Annotated in this window: 23 protein-coding genes, 2 pseudogenes and 1 other annotated feature; of the genes and pseudogenes, 1 reads left to right on the forward strand and 24 read right to left on the reverse strand. The window is 41.1% G+C overall.

The features are described from left to right. Positions 1–20: 20 nt before the first annotated feature. The 13 genes from BTU61_RS07820 to BTU61_RS07880 form a co-directional block, all read right to left on the reverse strand. Positions 21–911 (reverse strand): RluA family pseudouridine synthase, encoded by an 891-nt coding sequence (locus BTU61_RS07820; protein ID WP_200773064.1) that lies wholly within the window; start codon positions 909–911, stop codon positions 21–23. Beyond that, positions 901–1,362: a signal peptidase II gene (lspA, locus tag BTU61_RS07825; RefSeq protein WP_200773065.1), complete on the reverse strand. Its 462-nt coding sequence runs from the start codon at positions 1,360–1,362 to the stop codon at positions 901–903. Before lspA ends, BTU61_RS07820 begins: the two co-directional genes overlap by 11 nt. Before the next feature lie 3 nt (positions 1,363–1,365). Next, a complete protein-coding gene (locus BTU61_RS07830; RefSeq protein ID WP_200773066.1) occupies positions 1,366–2,268 on the reverse strand; it encodes a LysR family transcriptional regulator in 903 nt (300 codons plus the stop codon). Between the two features lie 172 nt (positions 2,269–2,440). Then, the gene (locus tag BTU61_RS07835; RefSeq protein WP_187540640.1) at positions 2,441–3,916 is read right to left on the reverse strand and encodes a PTS transporter subunit IIC; all 1,476 of its coding nucleotides are present in this window, start codon (positions 3,914–3,916) and stop codon (positions 2,441–2,443) included. Positions 3,917–4,013: 97 nt separating this feature from the next. Continuing rightward, positions 4,014–4,319, reverse strand: a complete 306-nt coding sequence (locus tag BTU61_RS07840) for a PTS sugar transporter subunit IIB (protein WP_200773067.1) — start codon at positions 4,317–4,319, stop codon at positions 4,014–4,016. Between the two features lie 35 nt (positions 4,320–4,354). Beyond that, positions 4,355–4,837, reverse strand: coding sequence for a PTS sugar transporter subunit IIA (locus BTU61_RS07845; protein WP_222935350.1), 483 nt, complete (start codon positions 4,835–4,837; stop codon positions 4,355–4,357). A 154-nt stretch (positions 4,838–4,991) separates the two neighbouring features. Further along, the gene (rpmA, locus tag BTU61_RS07850) at positions 4,992–5,285 is read right to left on the reverse strand and encodes a 50S ribosomal protein L27 (protein WP_003002805.1); all 294 of its coding nucleotides are present in this window, start codon (positions 5,283–5,285) and stop codon (positions 4,992–4,994) included. A 16-nt stretch (positions 5,286–5,301) separates the two neighbouring features. Then, entirely contained in the window at positions 5,302–5,646 is a 345-nt protein-coding gene (locus tag BTU61_RS07855) for a ribosomal-processing cysteine protease Prp (protein WP_187540638.1), read from the reverse strand. Between the two features lie 15 nt (positions 5,647–5,661). Then, positions 5,662–5,976, reverse strand: coding sequence for a 50S ribosomal protein L21 (gene rplU, locus BTU61_RS07860; RefSeq protein WP_003007734.1), 315 nt, complete (start codon positions 5,974–5,976; stop codon positions 5,662–5,664). A gap of 34 nt (positions 5,977–6,010) precedes the next feature. Beyond that, positions 6,011–6,098, reverse strand: a sequence feature (ribosomal protein L21 leader region). 133 nt (positions 6,099–6,231) lie between these two features. Then, complete coding sequence (locus BTU61_RS07865; protein ID WP_234700125.1) at positions 6,232–6,702, reverse strand: hypothetical protein; 471 nt, start codon at positions 6,700–6,702, stop codon at positions 6,232–6,234. Positions 6,703–6,870: 168 nt separating this feature from the next. Then, on the reverse strand, positions 6,871–8,073 hold the full coding sequence (locus BTU61_RS07870) for an IS110 family RNA-guided transposase (RefSeq protein WP_008535633.1): 1,203 nt from the start codon (positions 8,071–8,073) through the stop codon (positions 6,871–6,873). A gap of 374 nt (positions 8,074–8,447) precedes the next feature. Further along, entirely contained in the window at positions 8,448–9,668 is a 1,221-nt protein-coding gene (gene thiI / locus BTU61_RS07875) for a tRNA uracil 4-sulfurtransferase ThiI (RefSeq protein WP_200773068.1), read from the reverse strand. Between the two features lie 18 nt (positions 9,669–9,686). Further along, complete coding sequence (locus BTU61_RS07880) at positions 9,687–10,829, reverse strand: cysteine desulfurase family protein (RefSeq protein ID WP_200773069.1); 1,143 nt, start codon at positions 10,827–10,829, stop codon at positions 9,687–9,689. A gap of 192 nt (positions 10,830–11,021) precedes the next feature. Between BTU61_RS07880 and BTU61_RS07885 the strand changes: the two genes are divergently transcribed. Then, positions 11,022–11,456 (forward strand): DUF6556 family protein, encoded by a 435-nt coding sequence (locus BTU61_RS07885; protein ID WP_200773070.1) that lies wholly within the window; start codon positions 11,022–11,024, stop codon positions 11,454–11,456. 222 nt (positions 11,457–11,678) lie between these two features. Here BTU61_RS07885 and BTU61_RS07890 read toward each other — a convergent pair. The 11 genes and pseudogenes from BTU61_RS07890 to murB form a co-directional block, all read right to left on the reverse strand. Further along, positions 11,679–12,134 (reverse strand): annotated as a pseudogene (locus BTU61_RS07890) (hypothetical protein). A 241-nt stretch (positions 12,135–12,375) separates the two neighbouring features. After that, positions 12,376–12,819 (reverse strand): hypothetical protein, encoded by a 444-nt coding sequence (locus BTU61_RS07895; protein WP_200773071.1) that lies wholly within the window; start codon positions 12,817–12,819, stop codon positions 12,376–12,378. A 46-nt stretch (positions 12,820–12,865) separates the two neighbouring features. Then, positions 12,866–13,285, reverse strand: a pseudogene (locus BTU61_RS07900) (lipoprotein BUG3). A gap of 151 nt (positions 13,286–13,436) precedes the next feature. Beyond that, a complete protein-coding gene (locus tag BTU61_RS07905; protein WP_200773072.1) occupies positions 13,437–13,862 on the reverse strand; it encodes a hypothetical protein in 426 nt (141 codons plus the stop codon). Positions 13,863–13,896: 34 nt separating this feature from the next. Next, on the reverse strand, positions 13,897–14,328 hold the full coding sequence (locus BTU61_RS07910) for a lipoprotein BUG3 (protein ID WP_200773073.1): 432 nt from the start codon (positions 14,326–14,328) through the stop codon (positions 13,897–13,899). Between the two features lie 50 nt (positions 14,329–14,378). Next, positions 14,379–14,822, reverse strand: a complete 444-nt coding sequence (locus BTU61_RS07915) for a hypothetical protein (RefSeq protein ID WP_200773074.1) — start codon at positions 14,820–14,822, stop codon at positions 14,379–14,381. Between the two features lie 147 nt (positions 14,823–14,969). Next, complete coding sequence (locus BTU61_RS07920) at positions 14,970–16,040, reverse strand: ABC transporter substrate-binding protein (protein WP_200773075.1); 1,071 nt, start codon at positions 16,038–16,040, stop codon at positions 14,970–14,972. Beyond that, positions 16,037–16,810, reverse strand: a complete 774-nt coding sequence (locus tag BTU61_RS07925; protein WP_200773076.1) for an ABC transporter permease — start codon at positions 16,808–16,810, stop codon at positions 16,037–16,039. Before BTU61_RS07925 ends, BTU61_RS07920 begins: the two co-directional genes overlap by 4 nt. Next, positions 16,807–17,613, reverse strand: coding sequence for an ABC transporter permease (locus BTU61_RS07930; protein ID WP_200773077.1), 807 nt, complete (start codon positions 17,611–17,613; stop codon positions 16,807–16,809). The genes BTU61_RS07925 and BTU61_RS07930 overlap by 4 nt, the downstream gene beginning before the upstream one ends. After that, entirely contained in the window at positions 17,594–18,751 is a 1,158-nt protein-coding gene (locus BTU61_RS07935; RefSeq protein WP_200773078.1) for an ABC transporter ATP-binding protein, read from the reverse strand. The genes BTU61_RS07930 and BTU61_RS07935 overlap by 20 nt, the downstream gene beginning before the upstream one ends. A 203-nt stretch (positions 18,752–18,954) precedes the next feature. Continuing rightward, positions 18,955–19,851 (reverse strand): UDP-N-acetylmuramate dehydrogenase, encoded by an 897-nt coding sequence (gene murB, locus BTU61_RS07940; RefSeq protein ID WP_420853787.1) that lies wholly within the window; start codon positions 19,849–19,851, stop codon positions 18,955–18,957. Between the last annotated feature and the right edge of the window lie 161 nt (positions 19,852–20,012).

Here is a 20,012-nt window from a genome sequence, read left to right on the forward strand (position 1 = left end):
TGTCCCACTCTCTTTTTTCATTATCCGTTTCGAAGGTCTTCCAGCGTTTTCTCAAAGATCGCTGGCACTTCTGCTGTAAATTCCAAAGTCTCTCCTGTGCGAGGGTGGGTAAAGCCAAGTGTCCGCGCATGAAGAAACTGTCCTTGTCCTTTGAGTGTCTTCTTAGGACCATAAGCAGGGTCTCCAGCCACTGGATGGCCGATATAGGCCATGTGCACCCGAATTTGGTGGGTGCGACCGGTCTCCAGTTGCAACTCTACCAGCGTGTAATTTCCAAAGCGCTCCAAGACTTGAAAACGAGTCACTGCAGGCTTGCCTTTCGCTGTCACCGCTTGTTTTTTGCGGTCCTTTTCACTGCGACCAATTGGTGCTTCAATCACACCCCGATCATTGGGAAGATTGCCATGGACAATGGCCCAATACTTGCGCAGAGATTTTTTGTCTTTTAACTCCTCGGCCAAAGCGACATGGGCTTGGTCATTTTTTGCGACCATCAAGAGACCTGACGTATCTTTGTCGATCCGGTGGACGATCCCGGGACGCAATTCCCCATTGATCCCTGAGAGATCCTTGACATGGTATAAAAGGGCATTGACCAAGGTCCCACTGGTATGGCCCGCACTGGGGTGAACGACCATGCCCTGTGGTTTATTGACCACCACCACATCCTGATCCTCATAGACAATATCTAAAGGCAAGTCTTCTGCTTCATAGCTGACCATTTCCACTTCTGGGACTTCATACTGGATGATATCTCCTTCTTTGACCGTATACTTAGCTTTTTTCACCTCTCCATTGACCCGAACCTTGCCTTCTTTGATCTGTTCATTGGCCACACTTCGTGACAAGGACGTCAAATCTGCCAAAGCCTTATCCAGTCGCGCACCGGCTACTTCAATTTTAATGTCCATGCGTTTCCTCTTTCAACATCAGGATCAGGAGCAAGAAAACTCCAACTGTCAAATAACTATCTGCTACATTAAAAATGGCAAAATTCATAAAATCCAGGTGGAACATATCGACGACAAAGCCCTGACGCAGGCGATCGATAAAATTCCCCAAACCACCTGCAATGACCAAGGTCAAGCCTGTCACCATCCAAAGCGATCCCTTGAGATGCTTATAGAGATAGTAAAAGGCCCCCACCATCACGACAAGAGTGATAAGGGTAAAGAACCATTGCTGATTTTCAAGAAGTGAAAAAGCTGCACCTGTGTTTTGAAGATAGGTCAGGCTGACCACATGGGGAATAAAAGACTTAACGACACCCAGTGGAATATTCTTGACTACATACCATTTGACCCATTGATCTACAAACACCAAGAGGACAATGGCTAGAGGAATTCCTATTTTTCTTTTCATCACTTACCTCTTTTGATCAAAATATTCGACCATGACTTCGACAAACTTCTCGGCTACAGGGGAGAGATCCACTTCTTCACGTTTGACATAGACCATTTTATTGTCCAAGTTGTCTTCTAAAGGAATCACGGTAATGCCATTCACTGACTGACTGTCCAAAAAGCCTGATCCTGTCGCATAAGCATCTGTCCGCTCCAAGATCCCATTCAAGGTGGCCCGGTCGGTTACATTGAACATTTGGGAGCTCGAACTGGTATCGACAAAGTTCTCTGAATAATAGAGGTGCTCATCTTTTTCTTGGGTAAAGCGAACAGTTGGTAATTGAGCTAGATCCTCCATGACCAGTTTTTTCTTCTTAGCCAGAGGGTGTCCCTTGCGAAGGTAAATATGAGTCTGAAAAGGAATCAGATCCACCACTTCAAGTCCTAATTTATCAACCCGTTGCATAATTCCCTTGGTATTTTGACGGTTGAGATAAATAATCCCCAACTCACTATGCCCTTGAGCTACTTCATCCAAAATTTGGACCGTCGTTGACTCAAAGATGCGGAAGTTTTTATTTTCCGGATAACGCGTCGAGAACTCCGTCATCAAAGGTGGTAAGAAGTCATAGTGCTGACCAGAAATTGAGAATTCTTTCTTCTCTTCTTCAGGACTGGCATATTGATTTTGAAATACATCAAACCCTTTGACCACGTCCTGCGCTTTTTCATAAAATTCCATTCCCCGACGGGTCAAAAAAGTCCCAGAACTGGTCCGACGAAAAATCTTAAAGCCTAGTTCTTTTTCCAGATCACGTACAGCAATCGATAAACTTGGCTGACTCACATACATCTTTTCAGCGGCCTCACGAAAGGTCCCACTATTGGCAATGGCCACGACATAACGTAATTGTTGTATATTCATTCAAATTTCCTCATTACAGTATCTAATAATTATATCATAAAAATCACACTGAAAGAAGCCTGAGAAATGAAAAAAACAGGCCTCACTTCCATCAAAAAAACTCGAAGACGAAAAATCACCATAGCCGATCAGCTATGGTGATTTGTTATGAAACCTTAGATTTCATTAGAAATTATTTTGCTTTTGCAGCATATTCTTCGTTACGTTTGATCATTTGTTTTCTGTACCAAGCGAAGATTCCGATATAGAAGGCCAAGAAGACAACTACACCAAGGATCAATTTGATATCACCAGATGTTGCGTTACCGATTGTCCAACCGAGTAATTTTTCAACTGGTCCTTCAAGAGTTGAGTGAGTGATCAATTGAGTAGAAGCTACCCCTTTAGGGAAGGCATCAACACTCTTAGCCAATTGAGTTGCAAATGGTGCAATCAATGTTCCTGAAAGAAGGAAGAGTGGCAAGAGAAGGCTTCCGAAGATGATCATACGGATCAATTTACCACGTGTCACAACCAAGAGAGCTGGAGTCACACCCATTGCGATGATCCCTGCAAGTGGCAAGATGCCATTTCCGACTTTAGAAAGAAGCACTGCTTCGATCAACATGATTGGTGCAAGTACGTTGGCACAAGCCCAGATTTCAGCACGACCAGCGATGAATGGCCAGTCCAAACCGATATTAAATTTACGTCCTTGAAGACGTTTTGTAGCAACGTTTGTAATACCTTGTGACAATGGTTCTACCGCTGCGATGAACCAAGAACCGATCAATGAGAACAATTCCAAGCTGACACCGGCAGTCAAACCAAGGCTCAACCAACCTTTAACAACCAATTCCCAAGTTTTAGCATCAGCAACACCAGCTACTGGATGTGGAGTACCCATGATACCGATGACGATACCAAGAAGGAAACCGATAAAGAATTTAGAACCCCAGAAACCGATCTTCTTGTTCAATTTAGCGGCGTCAAAGTCGTATTTATCAAGACCAGGAAGAACTTTATCAAAAATCTTATCCAAGACCATGATGATTGGGTTCATCATGTAGTTCATGTGAGTTGATGTCATTGGTGATGAACTTGGTGCATTCAACAAATCATCAAATGTTGGTTTCATCAAATCTGAGTTGATGATTTTCATAATTCCTACGAGGACAACTGCAAGAGTTGCAACAAAGAGTGAAACTCCTGCGCTCACTCCATTCTTGTCCGCATACCATTTGATCAACAGACCAGTGATAGACAAGTGCCAGATATCGAAGATATCGACGTCAAGTGTGTCAGTTTTCTTAATAGCCAACATGACAACGTTAACGATCAACATGATCAATAAGAAGTAAAGGGTCCAAGCAGATCCCCAAGTGATAGTCGCAAGTGGTGCCCAACCAACGTCAGTGATATTTAATTGAATACCAGTATTCTCAACGAATTTTGCAAGAGATGCTGAGAAAGCAGTATTCAACATACCGATGATAGCACCGATACCAGTAAGAGCGATGGCTAGTTTGATACCACCTTCAAGCGCTTTGGAGAATTTCACTCCAAATAAGAGAGCCAATAAAGTCAATACGATTAACATGATGATTGGAGCACCCATATCTAGAATGGGTTTGAAAATCGTATTGGCAAAATCTATAATGCCATTCATAATAAATCCTCCCGATTTATAGTTATTTTGTAAAATACACAATTGATGCATCCAAGAATATTATTGGATAGCGTTTACAAATACATCTAAAAAAATATCAATGTAATCCATGTTCTTTAATGGCTGCTTCGATGCTATCAAAGACTGGTGCACTCATCGCAGGAATACGGAACAAAATTGGACCTGCTTCAATCACTGGAATACCAGGATCAAATCCTAAATCAGTTGCAGCGATTGGAGTAAAGATATCATAACCAGAAATCAAATCTTCATTGACATCTTTGACCATGACTGCATCGCAATGCACATCATAACCACGGTTTGACAACTCTTCTTCTACCGCACTCTTGATTTGGTGGCTAGAGTTGACGCCTGCACCACAGGCAGCTAAAATTTTAATCATTTGGATGTCCTCCATTATAAATATTTACGAATGTTTTAGGAAATCGATTCCGTGATATAGTCGTAGAGTTTTTCTTCACTATCCAGTTTCGATAAAGCTTCCAAATTGCCGTTTGATGTAAAGAAATCCATCAATTGGGCCAGGATATTGGTCTGGCTCGAGCTCGAATTATTGATAATAAAGAATAAGAGCGAAACTTCTACTTCTTGATCCGGAGCGATCATATTATGAAAAGTCACTGGCTGATCCAAACGAACTACAACCACATTCTCCGTGAGATTATGAACGATATCCGTGTGAGGAATGGCTACATTTGGTAAATCCTTACCCAGAAATCCCATATCCAACCCTGTTGGGAATGACTTTTCACGCTCTAACAAAGCAGAACGATAAGTTGAAGCAACAATTTTTCTCTCTTCGAGGAGACTTGCTACTTGATTGAAAAGATCTTCTTGATTGTCAGCATGTAAGCAAAATACCAGATCTTTACTAAAAAGCTGATTTAAGGCCACTTTCATTACCTCCTTATCTTTCCAAATGTTTATACTATGAGTATATCACTATAATAACTTATTGTCAATATAATTTTGATATTTTTGCATGTAAAAAGTGAATTTTTGAACATAAAAAAGACGAGCCTGTAAGACTCATCTTTCTATAGAATAAAATCTATTATTTTGCGATTGGGTAAACAGAAACTTGTTTCTTATCGCGACCTTTACGTTCGAAGCGTACTACGCCTTCAACTTTTGCGAACAAAGTATCGTCTCCACCACGTCCAACGTTCACACCTGGGTAGATGTGAGTACCGCGTTGACGGTAAAGGATAGATCCACCTGTTACAGTTTGTCCATCAGCTGCTTTAGCTCCAAGACGTTTTGCTTGTGAATCACGTCCGTTTGATGTAGAACCTCCACCTTTTTTGTGGGCGAAAAGTTGCAAGTTAGCAAGATTCAATTTCAACATAATTGTTTTCCTCCAGTTAGTTTTCTGTGATAACTCTTGTTTGGACGAACTCTGATGAGTTCTCCGATAAGTTGGCCATCCCTAAGAAAAATGATTCAAAGAATAATTGGGTCATTTCTCTTTGATGGGGTGGGATTTCATTCGGGATGGTTACCCGAAGAAAGCCACCTTCTTCTTCGTTTAATTCTAGGTCCGGTTCATAGCCCGCAAATTTCTCAACAGAGTTGACAAAGTTAATGGCTAGAGTCGAAACCGATGCACACACGACATCAAAGCCGTATTCACCGCTTCCAGCGTGCCCAGTGATTTCTGCACTCCTCAGCTCGCCATCCTCGGCTCTCTCAAAGACCGCCTGTATCATGTGTTCTCCTAAAAATTAAGCGTTGATAGCGTTGATGACAACTTTAGTGTAAGGTTGACGGTGACCTTGTTTACGGTGGCTACCTTTTTTAGGTTTGTACTTGTAAGTAACAACTTTCTTTTGTTTTCCTTGTTTTTCAACAGTTCCAACAACAGTAGCTCCTGAAACAAGTGGAGTTCCGACAACAGTGTTTTCACCACCAACAAGAACAACTTCGTTAAATGTAACTTCTTGACCAGCTTCAACGTTCAATTTTTCAACGTAGACTGCTTGACCAACTTCAACTTTAACTTGTTTTCCGCCAGTTTTAATGATTGCGTATGTGCTCATTATGCACCTCCTATGTATTTTTGGGTTTCCCCGTATTTTTGTGAAGACTCGCCTAGCATCGTGGGACGAACCACTTCAGCTCATAAGGATGAGCGACGATGATCGAGCGGTTGCACAGGCATGTGCATAGTCAACTTTATAAGTATAACACTTCTATCCAACAATGACAAGTCTTTTTGCCTTTGAAAACGGATTTTCATAAAAAAATCCCTTTATTTCTAACGTTTTTCTGGAAGTACGTCTCACTACCTTACTTTATTCCTTAAATTTAAAGTCTTTGAAACTCATTTTGGCTTTTGAAGAATCATTCATAGCCTTCATTTTTTCTTCTTGTTCCTTGGTAATTTTGATTGGGATTGCGGCAGCGGTATTGGGTTTCAATACCCCTGATTCGCTCACTTCATAGTTCACTGTGACATCTTTGAAAAGTGGCTCTCCATTATATTCTAGATTTAGAACAAAGGATCCATCACGATCGATCGTTGAGGTGGTGCGATTCACAATAAAGAACAAGGCTAAACGATTTTCTTCATCTCCAAAGGTATAACCTGGGAAAAAGACAAATAATTTTCCAGGTTCTCCAAGGGTCGGATGTTCATTGATAAATTTCTCAGATGCTTCCAAGATTGCATTTTCCTGATCTTTATACTGGTCGGCTCTGACAAATGTGAGGGGTTCTTTTTTACTGCTGGTCGACTGGCTAGTCTTCTCTTCTTTTTCTACCATTTGTCAAGTATAATACGGTTTCTGACTCAACATTATTTCTGATAGAGTATAAAAGGAATTTATGAGAAATAGTTCAAGCCATTTTTTCTGACATTTGAGCATATAAAAACGACACCTTATCTGGCATTTTTTGAAATAAGGTGTTAGAATTACAGGGCATAGACGACTTTAATGACTTTGGGCTAAAGTATAGTCGTAAAGTTTATTATGCATTATAAGATAATACATTGTCCTAATAAGGCGATGTATAGAGGCAATCGTATGAGGCTTAGTTGAAGTTGTCTGCGATTGTCTTTTTCGTTTCTCATAGAAATCTGCGATATGGCAAGGATTGGTATGGCTAGCTGAAGCGATATTGTGAATACATTTGTACAGAATTTTTCTTGCATAAGGATTCCCACGCTTAGTGATATGCTCTTGACCTAGGAAATCTCCCGATTCATAGTGTTTGAGATCAATACCGATAAAAGCGTTGATTTGATTAGCAGACTTAAAGCGACGAATGTCTCCTAATTCGCCAATAACGCTTGTAGCCGTTGTTTCTGCGATACCAGGAATAGAGAGAAGAATCTCATATTCAGGTAGAGGTTTAGCTAACTCTATCAACTGTTCTAAAACTTGTTCCCGACGGTTTGTCAACCTTATAAGTTCCTGTGCATTATACTTAACCTCTTCTATCATAGGAGAGGTTTTTGAAATGGCAGAATAAGATTGCTTTGCCAGTCCAACTAACTTCTCAGCTAAGTTACCTACTCTGTTCTCTGAAATACGTTTAGAGGTTGACTGGCGAATAGTCTCTTTCAACTCAACTTCCGATAATTCTAGCACCCAATGATTGGTTGGGAAGATAGAAACAAGATTCCAATATTGCTCACCTGTAGGAGTAGATAGTAGATTTTCGATTTCTGGGAAGGCGACTTGAAGAACTTTGTGCAGCCTATTCTTCGTCCTTACGATATCCTCTGTCAGATTTTGGTAGAATCGGCTAAGATCATGCAAGTTTTGATAGACTTTTTCTTGAACATAAGTTGGCATACGGTTTAAAACGAATTGTGACGAAGCTAATTTCTCTGCATCAATCTTATCGGTTTTCCGAACTCGTAATCCATCAAGTTGTTTCTTAGCTTCCAAAGGATTAAGACGTGTATAGTCATAGCTGTTTTCTTCTAGAAAAGCTTGGAGTCGGCGAGAGTAGACACCAGTAGCTTCGAAAATAATTTCAGGGTTGCTCACGGTCTTTAGATCCTTCAGTAGATGAGAAAATCCGATAATGTCATTAGGCATAGTATATCCATGAACCCTTTCACCATTCACAAGAATAGCGACTTCTGAGCTTGCTTTACTCACATCAATTCCAAAAACTGTCCGCATTATGTTTACCTCTTTGTCTTGAATGATTCCTTATTTTAGTGATTTCATTTTCAATACTCGACGTCTAGCGTCCAACATACTTTGATAAAATTCCATCTAAAACAGGTGTCTTGCCAGTTTTTTGTACGACGTCTAGCGCCAAAAGAAGCCACGACTTAACAAGACACCTCTACTTTAACACAAAGAAAAAGTAGTGAGTACTCTCTCCCGTCGGAGATTTCTTCACTACTAATCTTAGTATGTTTTTTGGGCCAGTAAATGACACCTTCACACAGCCGGTCAACAAAAGCACACTTGTCATTAGCACGATAATTTTTTTCATTTTCTTTCCTTCTATTCAGTGATAAAAAGAGGCTGGAGCATCCCAGTCTCTATTATAAGAGGTCCTCAATCAGGCTATCAACCTCGTCTTTCTCCACTTTTGGAGTAATCTCTGTTACAATGATGCCTGCTACAGCTCGCTCAACCAAAGCTTCCACATCCATGCGTTGCTCATACTGCTCCGCATTCTTCAGTTTTGGATTGGTCTTTGGACGGTCAGGCGCAAAAATCGTACAACAATCTTCAAATGGTTGAATCGAGATCTCAAAAGTATCAATCGCTTGTGCAATGTCAATGATCTCCAGCTTATCCATGGTTACTACTGGACGAATGATCGGCGTATTGGTCACTGCATTAATAACCTGCATACTCTCTAAGGTTTGACTAGCCACTTGTCCCAAGCTCTCACCATTGATAATCACCAAACCACCGCGAACCTCGCGAATACGATCTGTGATGCGCATCATAAAGCGGCGGGTCAAGGTCATGAGGTAAGCTTCTGGCGCTTTTGCCTTGATCTCCTCTTGGATCTCTGTAAATGGCACCTCGATAAATTGGATATTACCGCCAAACTTGGTCAACTTCCGGGTTAGGTCTTGCGCTTTTTTCAGCGCACCTGGACTTGTATAAGGGGGACTTGCAAAGTGGACCGCTTCGATATCCACGCCACGCTTTAAGGCTAGGTAGCCAGCCACAGGAGAGTCGATCCCGCCGGACAGCATGAGCATGCCCTTACCAGACGTTCCAACTGGAAGCCCACCAGCACCCTTAATGGTTTCGTAAGAAATATAAGCTGCTTCTTCCCGGATTTCGACTTGCAGATTGATATCTGGCTTTTTCATCTGAACCTGAATGGTTGGAATGGATTCAAAGACAGCACCACCCAAGGTTTGATTAAGTTCGCGGCTATCAAGCTCAAAGGTGTGGTCACTGCGCTTACTTGAGATTTTAAAGGTCAAGCCTTCCTTGTAAATCTCCTTCATAATCTTTTGTACAGCGGCTTTCAAGGCTGGAACAGATTTTTCAATCTTGTAAACGGGTGAAAAATTTTGGATTCCAAAAACCTGCTTGAGGGATTCGGCTACTGGTTCATAATCCGTCCCATGAAGATAAGCATGTGCCCGATCGCGGTCGGCTGTCACTTTGACAGCTGGATAGATAGATAAAACATCTTGGATATTATTGCGCAATTTATTGATGAAACGCATCCGGTTCTTCCCTTTAGTAGAAAGCTCACCATAGCGAATCATAATTTCTGAATAGGTTAAGGTCATGTTGATTTCTTTCTAAAATTAACGTACTTTTCGGGTTTTTTCATATATCAGTTTGAACTTGGTCAAGAATTGCTCGACTTGGCTCATGTCATTTTCAAAATCGAGACTTAAGCGGACAGCTGTCTGGGCGATACTCTTGTCCACTCCCATGGCAATCAAGGTACCAGCTGGTTTTCCAGCCTTGGACGAGCAGGCACTGGTCGTTGAGATATAGATGTCAAACTCTTCAAAGGCGTGCACGACGACTTCTCCACGGACTCCTTTGATCCCAAAAGTCAAGATGTGAGGCGCAAAGTGATCTTCACCAGAAAAGATAGTGACATCCGGATAGCTAGCCAATTCTTTGCGGATCACTTCTTTCAACTGCTGGGTCTTACTGGCAAAAGCTTCTTGGTTTTCCATAGCTAAGCGTAGGGCTTTTGCGGTTGCTGCGATGCCTGCCACATTCTCAGTTGTCGAGCGCATTTCTTTTTCTTGACCACCTCCGGTTAAGAGTGGAGTGATCTTTTTGCCTTCTTTGATGTAGACAAAGCCGACTCCGCGAAGTCCATGGAATTTGTGACTAGAGAAGGTCGCAAAGTCCACGCGCTCTGGTAGATAGGCCTCTGTTGCCACCTTGGCTAGGGCCTGAACAGCGTCAACATGGAAACTAATCGTTGGGCGGTCTTCTAGGAGAGTCGCGATGTCATGGATGGGCTGGATGGAGCCAATTTCATTGTTGACGGCCATAACAGAAACCAAGGTCGTATCTGGACGAAGGAGACGAGCCAGTTCATCTACTTTTACAAAGCCACGCGCATCCACTGGAGCATAATCCACTTCGAATCCCTGCGTCTTTAACCAAGCAGCGGACTCCTTGATAGCGGGATGCTCGATGTCAGAGACAATGATATGCTTGCCATAAGGGGCTTTCTCAAAGGCAACACCCTTGAGGACCCAGTTGTCCCCTTCTGTCCCACCAGACGTGAAATAAATTTCCTCAGCTTTTTTCCCAATCAGTTCCGCAATCTGTTTTCTAGAAGCCTCTAAAATACGAGTCGCTTGACTACCTAGATTGTGCAAACTAGAAGGGTTGCCCCAGATCCGTGTCGCTACTTCTGTATAAGTCGCAAGGGCCTCTGGATAAGGTTTGGTCGTTGCTGAATTATCAAAATAAATCATGTCTTGCGCATCCATCACTTTCTTTTTACGTAACTTCTATTTTATCATTTCTAACCGCTCGGGACAAGGATTTGATAAAGAGAGATGAGGTAAAATCACTCCATAAAATTCAGTTCTTTTTAGACATTTTTCAGAAAATGACTTATAATAGGAAAGTGTTAAAAAACAATTTTTGATAGAAAGAGAATGAACATGTCACACTATTCAAGAAGCAACAAAAACCAAAAACCAGAAGATACTGCAGATTCAAGACCCTCACGTGGTGAAAAAGTCAAACAAGGTCTATCCGTATTTCAAACGGTTGTAGCTACGATTGCCAGTCTCTTAGGGATTATCGTCACTTCCTTTACCATTATGAGCCTCCTCAACAAGGACAATCAAAAATCCGATAATAAACCTTCAAGTAGTACCAGTGTGGTCGTCGTTCACGATAAGAGTTCTGACTCCGCCGCGACAGACACCAACACCAATACCAATACGCAAACCGATTCAAGCAATACAGAGACAAGTTCTCAAAAAGAAACCAATAGTTCCTCTGCTGCAGACACCAGTTCATCTGCCGCACAAGATCAAGGTTCCACAGCTACAAATAGTGGCGCAGATACAGCCACATCTGGATCTAACTAAAAGAATCAGTAAGGACGCCCTTACTGATTTTTTTTTGGTTTTGATTCTAGCTTTTTCTGATGTTTATAGAAAGCATCGATCTCGTTGTCATACTCCCACTTGAGCTTTGAACGCTCATCCTGGATTTGATCCAATTGTTCATATGGAAAGTTTGTGGGCCTATATCTGTAAGCTGATTCTGCTAATGAAGCATATAGATTATCAAAACTTTTTAAATTCCAATTACTCAAATAATCTTCCCCCTATACCAATGTCGGATCCTATATACATCTCATCTAGATTCAATGTATTGTCATCATTTATTGGAATATCGACTCTCCAACCCGATTCTTCAATATTATTTATACCTCCATAAACACTCATATAATATTCAGGAGTTGTCAGTCCACCATCACCCCATTGTGTCTGATCCCAATCAATCTGAACGGATTCAACTTTTGAATTTTGTGCTTTGACTAAATCAACAACCTTCTGTTCGTGTTATTTTAGGTAGTCAAGTTGTTCTTTCTTTATAGTTTCTTCATCTTCCTTTAGGTCTTTCGTAGATGAAGTAGCAATCGTTTTTCCTTGTTTTGTATCATCTTTATGTTTCACGGTACACCCTCCTATACTTAGGAGTGCTACAATTGAAGCAACTATTATTATGATTTTTCGATTTTTCATAAGTCCTCCTATCATTCTGTACAAATTATTTTCTAAGATTGGAAACTGGATAAATGTTATTCCTTTTATGATAGCATTTATCATTTGAAGATCAATCTATCACACTACATAGAGCATATTAAAACATGAGTTAATGACTTCTTTACCTTGAATCATCAAATCTTTAAATTTAAGAGATATGATGTAAGTGACAGTTTGCACTATTGGTCTATTCCTTACACATAGCACGTTTTTTCCCTATCATTTTAAATTCCAATTACTCAAATAATCTTCCCTCTACTCTAATGTCGGATCCTATATACATCTCATCTAGATTCAATGTATTGTCATCATTAATTGGGATATCTACTCCCCAACCCGATTCTTCAATATTATTTATACGTCCATAAACATTCATATAATATTCAGGAGTTGTCAGTCCACCATCACTCCATTGTGTCTGATCCCAATCAATCTGAACGGATTCGACTTTCGGATTTTGTACTTTGACTAAATCAACAACCTTCTGTTCGTGTTCTTTGAGATATGCTACTTGTTCTTTTTTTATTTCTTCTTCTGATTTTTGTTCGACTTTCTTTGAAGATGAGGCCGTTACCTTCTGTTCGGGTCTTTTGGTCAGGGTCATGATTTTTCCTCCAAGAAAAACCAGTCCTAGTATCGGTAACAAAATGATCAAAAATAGTTCCATTTGTCTCTTCATTCAATTCTCTCCAATCTACACACTTCGAATCAATCTATCAACTGACTCACTCGAAAATTTCTTGACTTATGCTTAAATTTTGCCCAAGTGACATCGTCTTTAAATTAATCTTTCCATCTTCCACAACCACATCAACTCGCCAACTGGATTCAGGATTTTGATTAAACCCTCCAAAAATGAGAATCATCTCGTCACCACCTTGTGGCGTCCCATTTCCAGCTACTCCCCACTGAGTTTCATCCCAATATATTTGGACAGATTCAACTTTTGAATTTTGAGCTTTCACAAAATCGACGATTTCTTGCTCGTGCTCTTTGAGATGAGCAAGTTGTTTTTATTTAATGGCTTTTTTGTCTTCTTTGATTGATGAAGAAACATTCGTTTTATCTTGCTTTGTATCTTCTTTCTGTTTCACGGTACATCCTCCTATACTTAGGAGCGCTACAATTGAAGCAACTATTATCATGATTTTTTGACTTTTCATAAGTCCTCCTATCATTTTGTACAGATTATTCTTTAAAATGTCCACCTATCATTTCTGATTCTATTATGAACTCGTAGCTCAAGTATTCTTGAAATCATTTCCTCTTAATAGGTAGAATAATCTGTTGATTTTATTAAGGAAAATTTGAACCAGAGATTGAATCAATTGAAATTGGATTCTCAACATTTGGTTTTGGGACAATAAAGAATGAATATCCATTGAGTTCCTTATCATTTGCTCCATAGACCTTTAAATGGATGTCAAATCCAGATTCCGTAAAAGCACCACTATCTCCTACTTTCACGCTATCCCAGTCATACTTGACCCGAACAACTTCTGGATCATTCGACTTTATGTAGTTCGTAGTTTCGGACTCGTGCTTTTTTAAAAAGTTTACTTGCTTTTGTGTGACAGTTCCTGCATTTTCTTCGGTGGAGGAAGAAACATTCATTTTTTCTTGCTTCATCTGTTCTCTGGATTTTACAGTGCAACCTGTGATAATGGGCAATGCGACAAATAAAGCAAGGAAATTGAAAATCATTTTTTCTTGTCTCTTCATAAATCCTCCTTACAGACTTTGAATCTTTCAGTTCTTACTCAATAGAATCACCCTTAATACTAATATGTTGGCCCATACCAAAAGTCATCTTTTGATCAGAATCAAATACGACATCCACTCTCCATCCTGAATCTTCAAGTTGATTGACGGTACCAAAAATTTCTATGACCTCATCTCCACCTTGCGGTGTCCCATTTCCACCATCAATCCATTGCGTTTCTTCCCAATAAATCTGAACAGATTCAATCTTTGAACTCTTCGATTTCACAAAATCGACGATTTCTTGTTCATGTTCTTTCAGATAAGCGAGCTGCTTTTGTTTGATCACTTCTACATCTTCTTCGGTGGAGGAAAAGGTGGTAGTTTGTGCTTGTTTCGTATGGGCTTTTTGATTTACACTACAACCTCCAATGCTCACAAAGATAGCTATCGTAGTGATTAGTTTAAACATCGTTTGTTTTTTCATGAGGTAACTTTCTTTAAAACAGTAATCTTCCAAAACACTTTATATTTCTATTATGGAATGGGCACACCATCAATACTGATGAAATCGCCCATTGTCATATTTTTAAGATTTACAGTCCCATTTTCATTCATGGGTATGTCTACTCCCCATCCTGAGTTCTCAATATGATTAATGCGCCCAAAAACATTCATATAATATTCGGGAGTTGTAAGTCCACCATCACTCATCTGAGTTTCATCCCAATCAATCTGTACGGATTCAACTTTTGGACTTTGCGCTTTCACATAATCGACGATTTCTCGCTCATGTTCCTTGAGAAAAGCGATTTGCTCTTTTTTTATTTCTTCTTTTGATTTTTGTACAACTTTCTTTGAAGATGAGGAAGTTACCTTTTGGTCGGGTCTTTTGTTCAGATTCATGATCTTTCCTCCTAGAAGTAAAAGTCCTAGAATCGGTAACAAAATGATCAAAAATAGTTCCACACGTCTCTTCATTTAATCTTCTCCAATCGTTCCTTTCATGACTGAATGGGCCAGTCACTTTCTTTACTATTATAGCATCTTTCATTTGAATCTCAATCTAAGTCACTAGTTAGAGCTTTTCTGAGGCAATCAAAAAGGAGCCCAAAGGTTCCTTTTGAATTATTTCCGGTACATCTTTACTTGTAGGTAAAGATCGTTATAGATGCCGAGCCATTTTTTTCCAAGTTGTTGGTAGACTTCCAAATGTTTTAGCGTTTCATCGCTTGGATAAAAGGATTGATCATTTCGGACATCTTCAGGCAACATGGCTTTGGCTTCTTTATTTGGTGTTGAATAACCGACATAGAGAGCATTTTTCAAGGCATTTTTTGGTCGAAGCATGAAATTAATAAAGGCATAAGCGGCTTCTTTATTTTTCACCGTTTTGGGAATAACAATGTTATCAAACCAGAGGTTGCTGGCTTCAGTTGGTACGACATAGCGAAGATCCTTATTGGCATCCAACATTTGGCTAGCTTCTCCTGAGAAGGTCACACCAATAGCCGCATTGTTTTGGATCATGTAGCCTTTCATCTCATCGGCCACCAAAGCTTTGATATTTGGCGTCAAGGTGTAGAGTTTATCCACTGCTTCTTGCAATTTCTTTGGATCCTTTTCATTGAGGCTATAACCTAAGGTATTGAGCCCAATTCCCATCATCTCACGCGCACCATCATACATCATGATGTCGTTTCGATATTCTTCACGCCAAAGATCTGACCAGTGTTCTGGAGCTTCTTTGACCATCTTGGTATTGTAGATGATCCCCAAGGTCCCCCAGAAATAAGGAACGGAATATTGATTTCCTGGGTCAAATGATTGATTCAAGAGCCTTGGATCAATGTGTTCCATCCCCTTGATCTTTGATTGATCCAATTTTTCAATCAGGTGTTCATCCATCATTTTAGCGATCATGTATTCACTAGGAATGGCAATATCGTAGGTGGTTCCCCCTTGCTTGATCTTGGTGTACATGGCTTCGTTGGAATCAAAGGTATCATACTGTACCTGAATTCCCGTCTCTTTGGTGAATTCCTTAAGCAACTCTGGATCGATATAATCTCCCCAGTTGTAAATGACCAGCTTGTCACTATTCTTGGTATTCATGCTGGCTTCAATTTGATGACTAATACCCCAGAGGATCAGGATCACCATGACAATTCCTGTCAGGAATGAATAGAGTTTTTTCATGCTGTTTCCTCCTTTTCACGGGTAATAAAGTAATAACCGATGACCAAAAGCACACTAAAGAGAAAGACAAGGGCTGACAAGGCATTGATACTGAGGGAAATCCCTTGACGAGCACGAGAGTAGATCTCTACAGACAAGGTGCTAAAGCCATTCCCAGTTACAAAGAAGGTCACGGCAAAGTCATCTAGAGAGTAGGTAAAGGCCATAAAGTAACCGGCAATAATGGCTGGTGTTAAATATGGCATCATGATCTCTTTGAGCATCTGAATCTGAGTAGCCCCTAAATCATAAGCAGCATGGACCATATCCCGGTTCATTTCCTTAAGCCGTGGCAAGACCATCAAGACCACAATCGGAATCGAGAAGGCCACGTGGCTCGCAAGGACCGATAAGAAGCCCAGCTGGTACTTGACCGTGGTAAAGAGAATCAAGAAGCTGGCTCCAATCATAACATCTGGCGCTACCATGAGGATGTTGTTGATGGAAAGCAAAGGTCCTTCTAATTTTTTCTTGGATTGATAAATATAAATCGCTCCAAAGGTCCCGATTACTGTCGCAATCAGGGCAGATAAGAAAGCTAAAAAGAAGGTCTCTGTCAGAATCAGCATCAAGCGAGTATCCGCAAATAACTCTTTAAAATGCTCCATGGTAAAGCCAGTGAAAGCATTCATATCTCCCCCTTTATTGAAGGCATAAAAGATCAAATAAAAGATCGGGAGATAAAGGATGAGAAAGACAAATCCTAGATAGAAATGAGATACTTTTTTCATCGTTCTCTCCTTTCTCTCGTAGCCCACATGATAAGGAGCATGGCAAGGATCAGGACAACTCCAATGGTAGAACCCATTCCCCAGTTTTGCGTTGTCAAGAAGTGCTGTTCAATCGCAGTCCCCAAGGTAATGACACGGTTCCCACCGATCAAGCGAGTCAACATGAAGAGGCTGAGACTAGGGATAAAGACCGACTGCACGCCTGAGCGAACCCCATTCATGGACAAAGGAAATACGACTCGACGGAAGGTATCCCAACGATTGGCTCCCAAATCATAGCTGGCATTGATCAAGTTTGGATCCAAATCATCTAAGACATTGAAAATCGGAAGAATCATAAATGGCAACTCGATGTAGCTGGCTACAAAAATGAAAGAGAAATCCGTAAAGAGGATCTGCTGAGGACCGATTCCGATAAAACTCAAAAAGCTATTGATAGAACCGTCTTGACCAAAGATCCCAATAAAGGCATAGGCCTTGAGCAAAAGATTGACCCAAGTCGGAAGAACAATCAACATCAGCCATAGCTGGCGATGCTTGAGTTGGGTCAAGAAGTAAGCAGTCGGATAAGAAATCAAGAGTGTCACCAAGGTGACAATTCCCGCATAAAGGACCGAGTTAAAGCTCATCTTTAAATAGGTCAGGTTTTGAGCGGTGAAGAATTCCTTGTAGTTGTCTAGTGAAAATTGCCCTTCAACGTTGAAAAAAGATTGCAAGACAATCAAGACCACAGGAGCCAACACAAAAAGGAAAATCCACAAGAAATACGGGAGGGTAAACAGATTAGAGGTTGTTTTCTTCATCTCTCTCCTCCTCAATGGCATTAATCAAACCAGCTTCTTGCTCTTCGATTTCTACATATTCCTCAATCCGAGCATCGAATTCTTCTTCCGTTTCATTGAGACGCATGATATGGATATCTTCTGGTTCAAAATCGAGTCCAATCACTTCTCCTACGATGGCCTTACGAGTCGAGTGAATCATCCACTCATTGCCCAAATCATCATAAGCGATAATTTCGTAATGCACCCCACGGAAGAGCTGGGTATCGACCTTAACTTGAAGTTTGCCCTCTTCAGGAAGAGTGATTTGCAAGTCTTCTGGTCGAATGACCACTTCGACTGGTTCATTAGGACGCATCCCACCGTCCACGGCTTCAAAGCGTTTGCCATTGAACTCAACCAAGTAGTCCTCGATCATGCGTCCATCTAGAATGTTGGACTCCCCGATAAAGGTAGCTACAAAGTGGTTGATCGGCTCATCATAGATATCTACAGGAGTTCCCGACTGGACAATCTCTCCTTCATTCATGACGAAGATCCAGTCACTCATGGCAAGGGCTTCTTCTTGGTCATGGGTCACAAAGACAAAGGTAATGCCCAAGCGTTGTTGCAATTCCCGCAGCTCATACTGCATGTCAGTCCGCAGTTTCAAGTCAAGGGCTGACAAGGGTTCATCCAAAAGGACCACGCGCGGTTCATTGATGATAGCCCGGGCAATGGCTACCCGCTGGCGTTGACCACCAGATAGTTTTTGGATTGAACGTTTCTCAAATCCTTCCAACTGCACCATTTTCAAGACTTCTGAGACACGACGTTCAATCTCCGCCTTGTCCACCTTCTTCAAACGAAGGGGAAACGCCACATTTTCAAAGACCGTCATGTGTGGAAATAGGGCATAGGATTGAAAGACGGTGTGGACATCCCGTTTGTTGGTTGGGACATCATTAATCCGTTCCCCATCAAGATAGACATCCCCACTAGTCGCATCTAAGAGACCAGCGATGATATTCAGAATCGTAGACTTTCCTGATCCAGATGCTCCAAGAAGGGTATAGAACTTCCCTTCTTCCAACTCAAAGTTGATATTCTTTAGGACAACGGTACCGCTATCTTCAAAGACCTTTGAAACATTTTTAAACTCAATAATCGGTTTTTTCAATTCACATAAATTCCTTCTTTACTATACATACCAAACTGCTTCCCTTACAGAAAGCAGTGGCTGACAGAAGATCTGTCAGACCACCAATACCTCTCGGGGACTTACAAGACTGCCCCACCTATTTACGGTATCGATAGGCACTCACCCCCTTTCCATTCTGAGGTAAATCGGATACCTTAGTACTAACCTATCATGTAGGCTCTTTATTTTTGACCGATAATGCGAACTTCTGGCTCTAGACGGACACCTGAGTGTGCTTCGACTGCCTCAATCACATGGGCGATCAAGTCTTCATAATCTTTCGCTGTTCCATTCTCCACATTGATCATAAAGCCAGCGTGTTTTTCAGACACTTGCACACCACCAATACGGCAGCCCTTAAGCCCTGCTTCACTGATCAATTGCCCTGCAAAATGACCTACTGGACGCTTAAAGACCGATCCACAAGAAGGATACTCGAGGGGTTGTTTCAATTGACGCAGGTGGGTCAAACGATCCATCTCTTGCTTAATTTGCTCGTGATTACCAGGTGACAAGGCAAATTTTGCTGAGATGACCACAGCACCTGTCTCTTGAATTTTGGAATGACGATAACCGAAAGCTAGTTCACTCGATGACAGAGTTTCGATTTCCCCATCTTTAGTCAGTATCTTACAGGATACAAGGACATGAGAAATCTCTCCGCCATAAGCTCCCGCATTCATATAAACAGCGCCACCGACACTACCCGGAATACCGCTCGCAAACTCAAAGCCTTTCAGGCTATGGTGCAAGGCGACGTGTGTCGTATCCACCAGTTTAGCCCCTGCTTCGGCTTCGATCACATAACCATCCACACTAATGTCTCGCAAGCGATCAAACATAATCACAAAGCCAGGAATCCCCCCATCTCGGACAATGATATTGGAGGCATTGCCAAGGACCATCCAAGGAATTTTCTCTTGGTTGGCAAAGTTTACAATGCGTTTTAATTCGTATTGATTGCGAGGAAAGGCCAGAAATTCAGCATTCCCCCCAACCTTTGTAAAGGTATAATGCTTTAAAGGTTCTTGAAAACGGATATCAATCCCTTCAAGAATTTGTTTAATTTTTTCAATCATCTTCAGTAAATTCTCTCTCTATAAAATCTAGTCCATTATACCAAATTTTTCACCATTTTACGACCCCCAAAAAACAAAAGAAAAGAGCCTGGGACAAAAGTCCTAGCCTCTCAATTGTTTTTGGATTGTCGAGCAAAACGCTGTGGTTGAGTGCTCAAAGC

It is taken from the genome of Streptococcus lactarius (assembly GCF_016642265.1).
Classification (GTDB): Bacteria; Bacillota; Bacilli; order Lactobacillales; family Streptococcaceae; genus Streptococcus; species Streptococcus lactarius.

Excerpts from the sequence above, each read along its gene's own strand:
- BTU61_RS07880 (WP_200773069.1), bottom strand. The coding sequence starts at position 10,829 with ATGATTTATTTTGATAATTCAGCAACGACCAAACCTTATCCAGAGGCC.
- BTU61_RS07840 (WP_200773067.1), bottom strand. The coding sequence starts at position 4,319 with ATGATTAAAATTTTAGCTGCCTGTGGTGCAGGCGTCAACTCTAGCCAC.
- BTU61_RS07845 (WP_222935350.1), bottom strand. The coding sequence starts at position 4,837 with ATGAAAGTGGCCTTAAATCAGCTTTTTAGTAAAGATCTGGTATTTTGC.
- BTU61_RS07830 (WP_200773066.1), bottom strand. The coding sequence starts at position 2,268 with ATGAATATACAACAATTACGTTATGTCGTGGCCATTGCCAATAGTGGG.
- rpmA (WP_003002805.1), bottom strand. The coding sequence starts at position 5,285 with ATGTTGAAATTGAATCTTGCTAACTTGCAACTTTTCGCCCACAAAAAA.
- BTU61_RS07865 (WP_234700125.1), bottom strand. The coding sequence starts at position 6,702 with ATGGTAGAAAAAGAAGAGAAGACTAGCCAGTCGACCAGCAGTAAAAAA.
- BTU61_RS07885 (WP_200773070.1), top strand. The coding sequence starts at position 11,022 with ATGTCACACTATTCAAGAAGCAACAAAAACCAAAAACCAGAAGATACT.
- BTU61_RS07915 (WP_200773074.1), bottom strand. The coding sequence starts at position 14,822 with ATGAAGAGACGTGTGGAACTATTTTTGATCATTTTGTTACCGATTCTA.
- BTU61_RS07920 (WP_200773075.1), bottom strand. The coding sequence starts at position 16,040 with ATGAAAAAACTCTATTCATTCCTGACAGGAATTGTCATGGTGATCCTG.
- BTU61_RS07925 (WP_200773076.1), bottom strand. The coding sequence starts at position 16,810 with ATGAAAAAAGTATCTCATTTCTATCTAGGATTTGTCTTTCTCATCCTT.
- lspA (WP_200773065.1), bottom strand. The coding sequence starts at position 1,362 with ATGAAAAGAAAAATAGGAATTCCTCTAGCCATTGTCCTCTTGGTGTTT.
- BTU61_RS07930 (WP_200773077.1), bottom strand. The coding sequence starts at position 17,613 with ATGAAGAAAACAACCTCTAATCTGTTTACCCTCCCGTATTTCTTGTGG.
- BTU61_RS07855 (WP_187540638.1), bottom strand. The coding sequence starts at position 5,646 with ATGATACAGGCGGTCTTTGAGAGAGCCGAGGATGGCGAGCTGAGGAGT.
- thiI (WP_200773068.1), bottom strand. The coding sequence starts at position 9,668 with ATGACCTTAACCTATTCAGAAATTATGATTCGCTATGGTGAGCTTTCT.
- BTU61_RS07820 (WP_200773064.1), bottom strand. The coding sequence starts at position 911 with ATGGACATTAAAATTGAAGTAGCCGGTGCGCGACTGGATAAGGCTTTG.
- BTU61_RS07835 (WP_187540640.1), bottom strand. The coding sequence starts at position 3,916 with ATGAATGGCATTATAGATTTTGCCAATACGATTTTCAAACCCATTCTA.
- BTU61_RS07895 (WP_200773071.1), bottom strand. The coding sequence starts at position 12,819 with ATGAAGAGACAAATGGAACTATTTTTGATCATTTTGTTACCGATACTA.
- BTU61_RS07905 (WP_200773072.1), bottom strand. The coding sequence starts at position 13,862 with ATGAAGAGACAAGAAAAAATGATTTTCAATTTCCTTGCTTTATTTGTC.
- BTU61_RS07910 (WP_200773073.1), bottom strand. The coding sequence starts at position 14,328 with ATGAAAAAACAAACGATGTTTAAACTAATCACTACGATAGCTATCTTT.
- murB (WP_420853787.1), bottom strand. The coding sequence starts at position 19,851 with ATGATTGAAAAAATTAAACAAATTCTTGAAGGGATTGATATCCGTTTT.
- rplU (WP_003007734.1), bottom strand. The coding sequence starts at position 5,976 with ATGAGCACATACGCAATCATTAAAACTGGCGGAAAACAAGTTAAAGTT.
- BTU61_RS07870 (WP_008535633.1), bottom strand. The coding sequence starts at position 8,073 with ATGCGGACAGTTTTTGGAATTGATGTGAGTAAAGCAAGCTCAGAAGTC.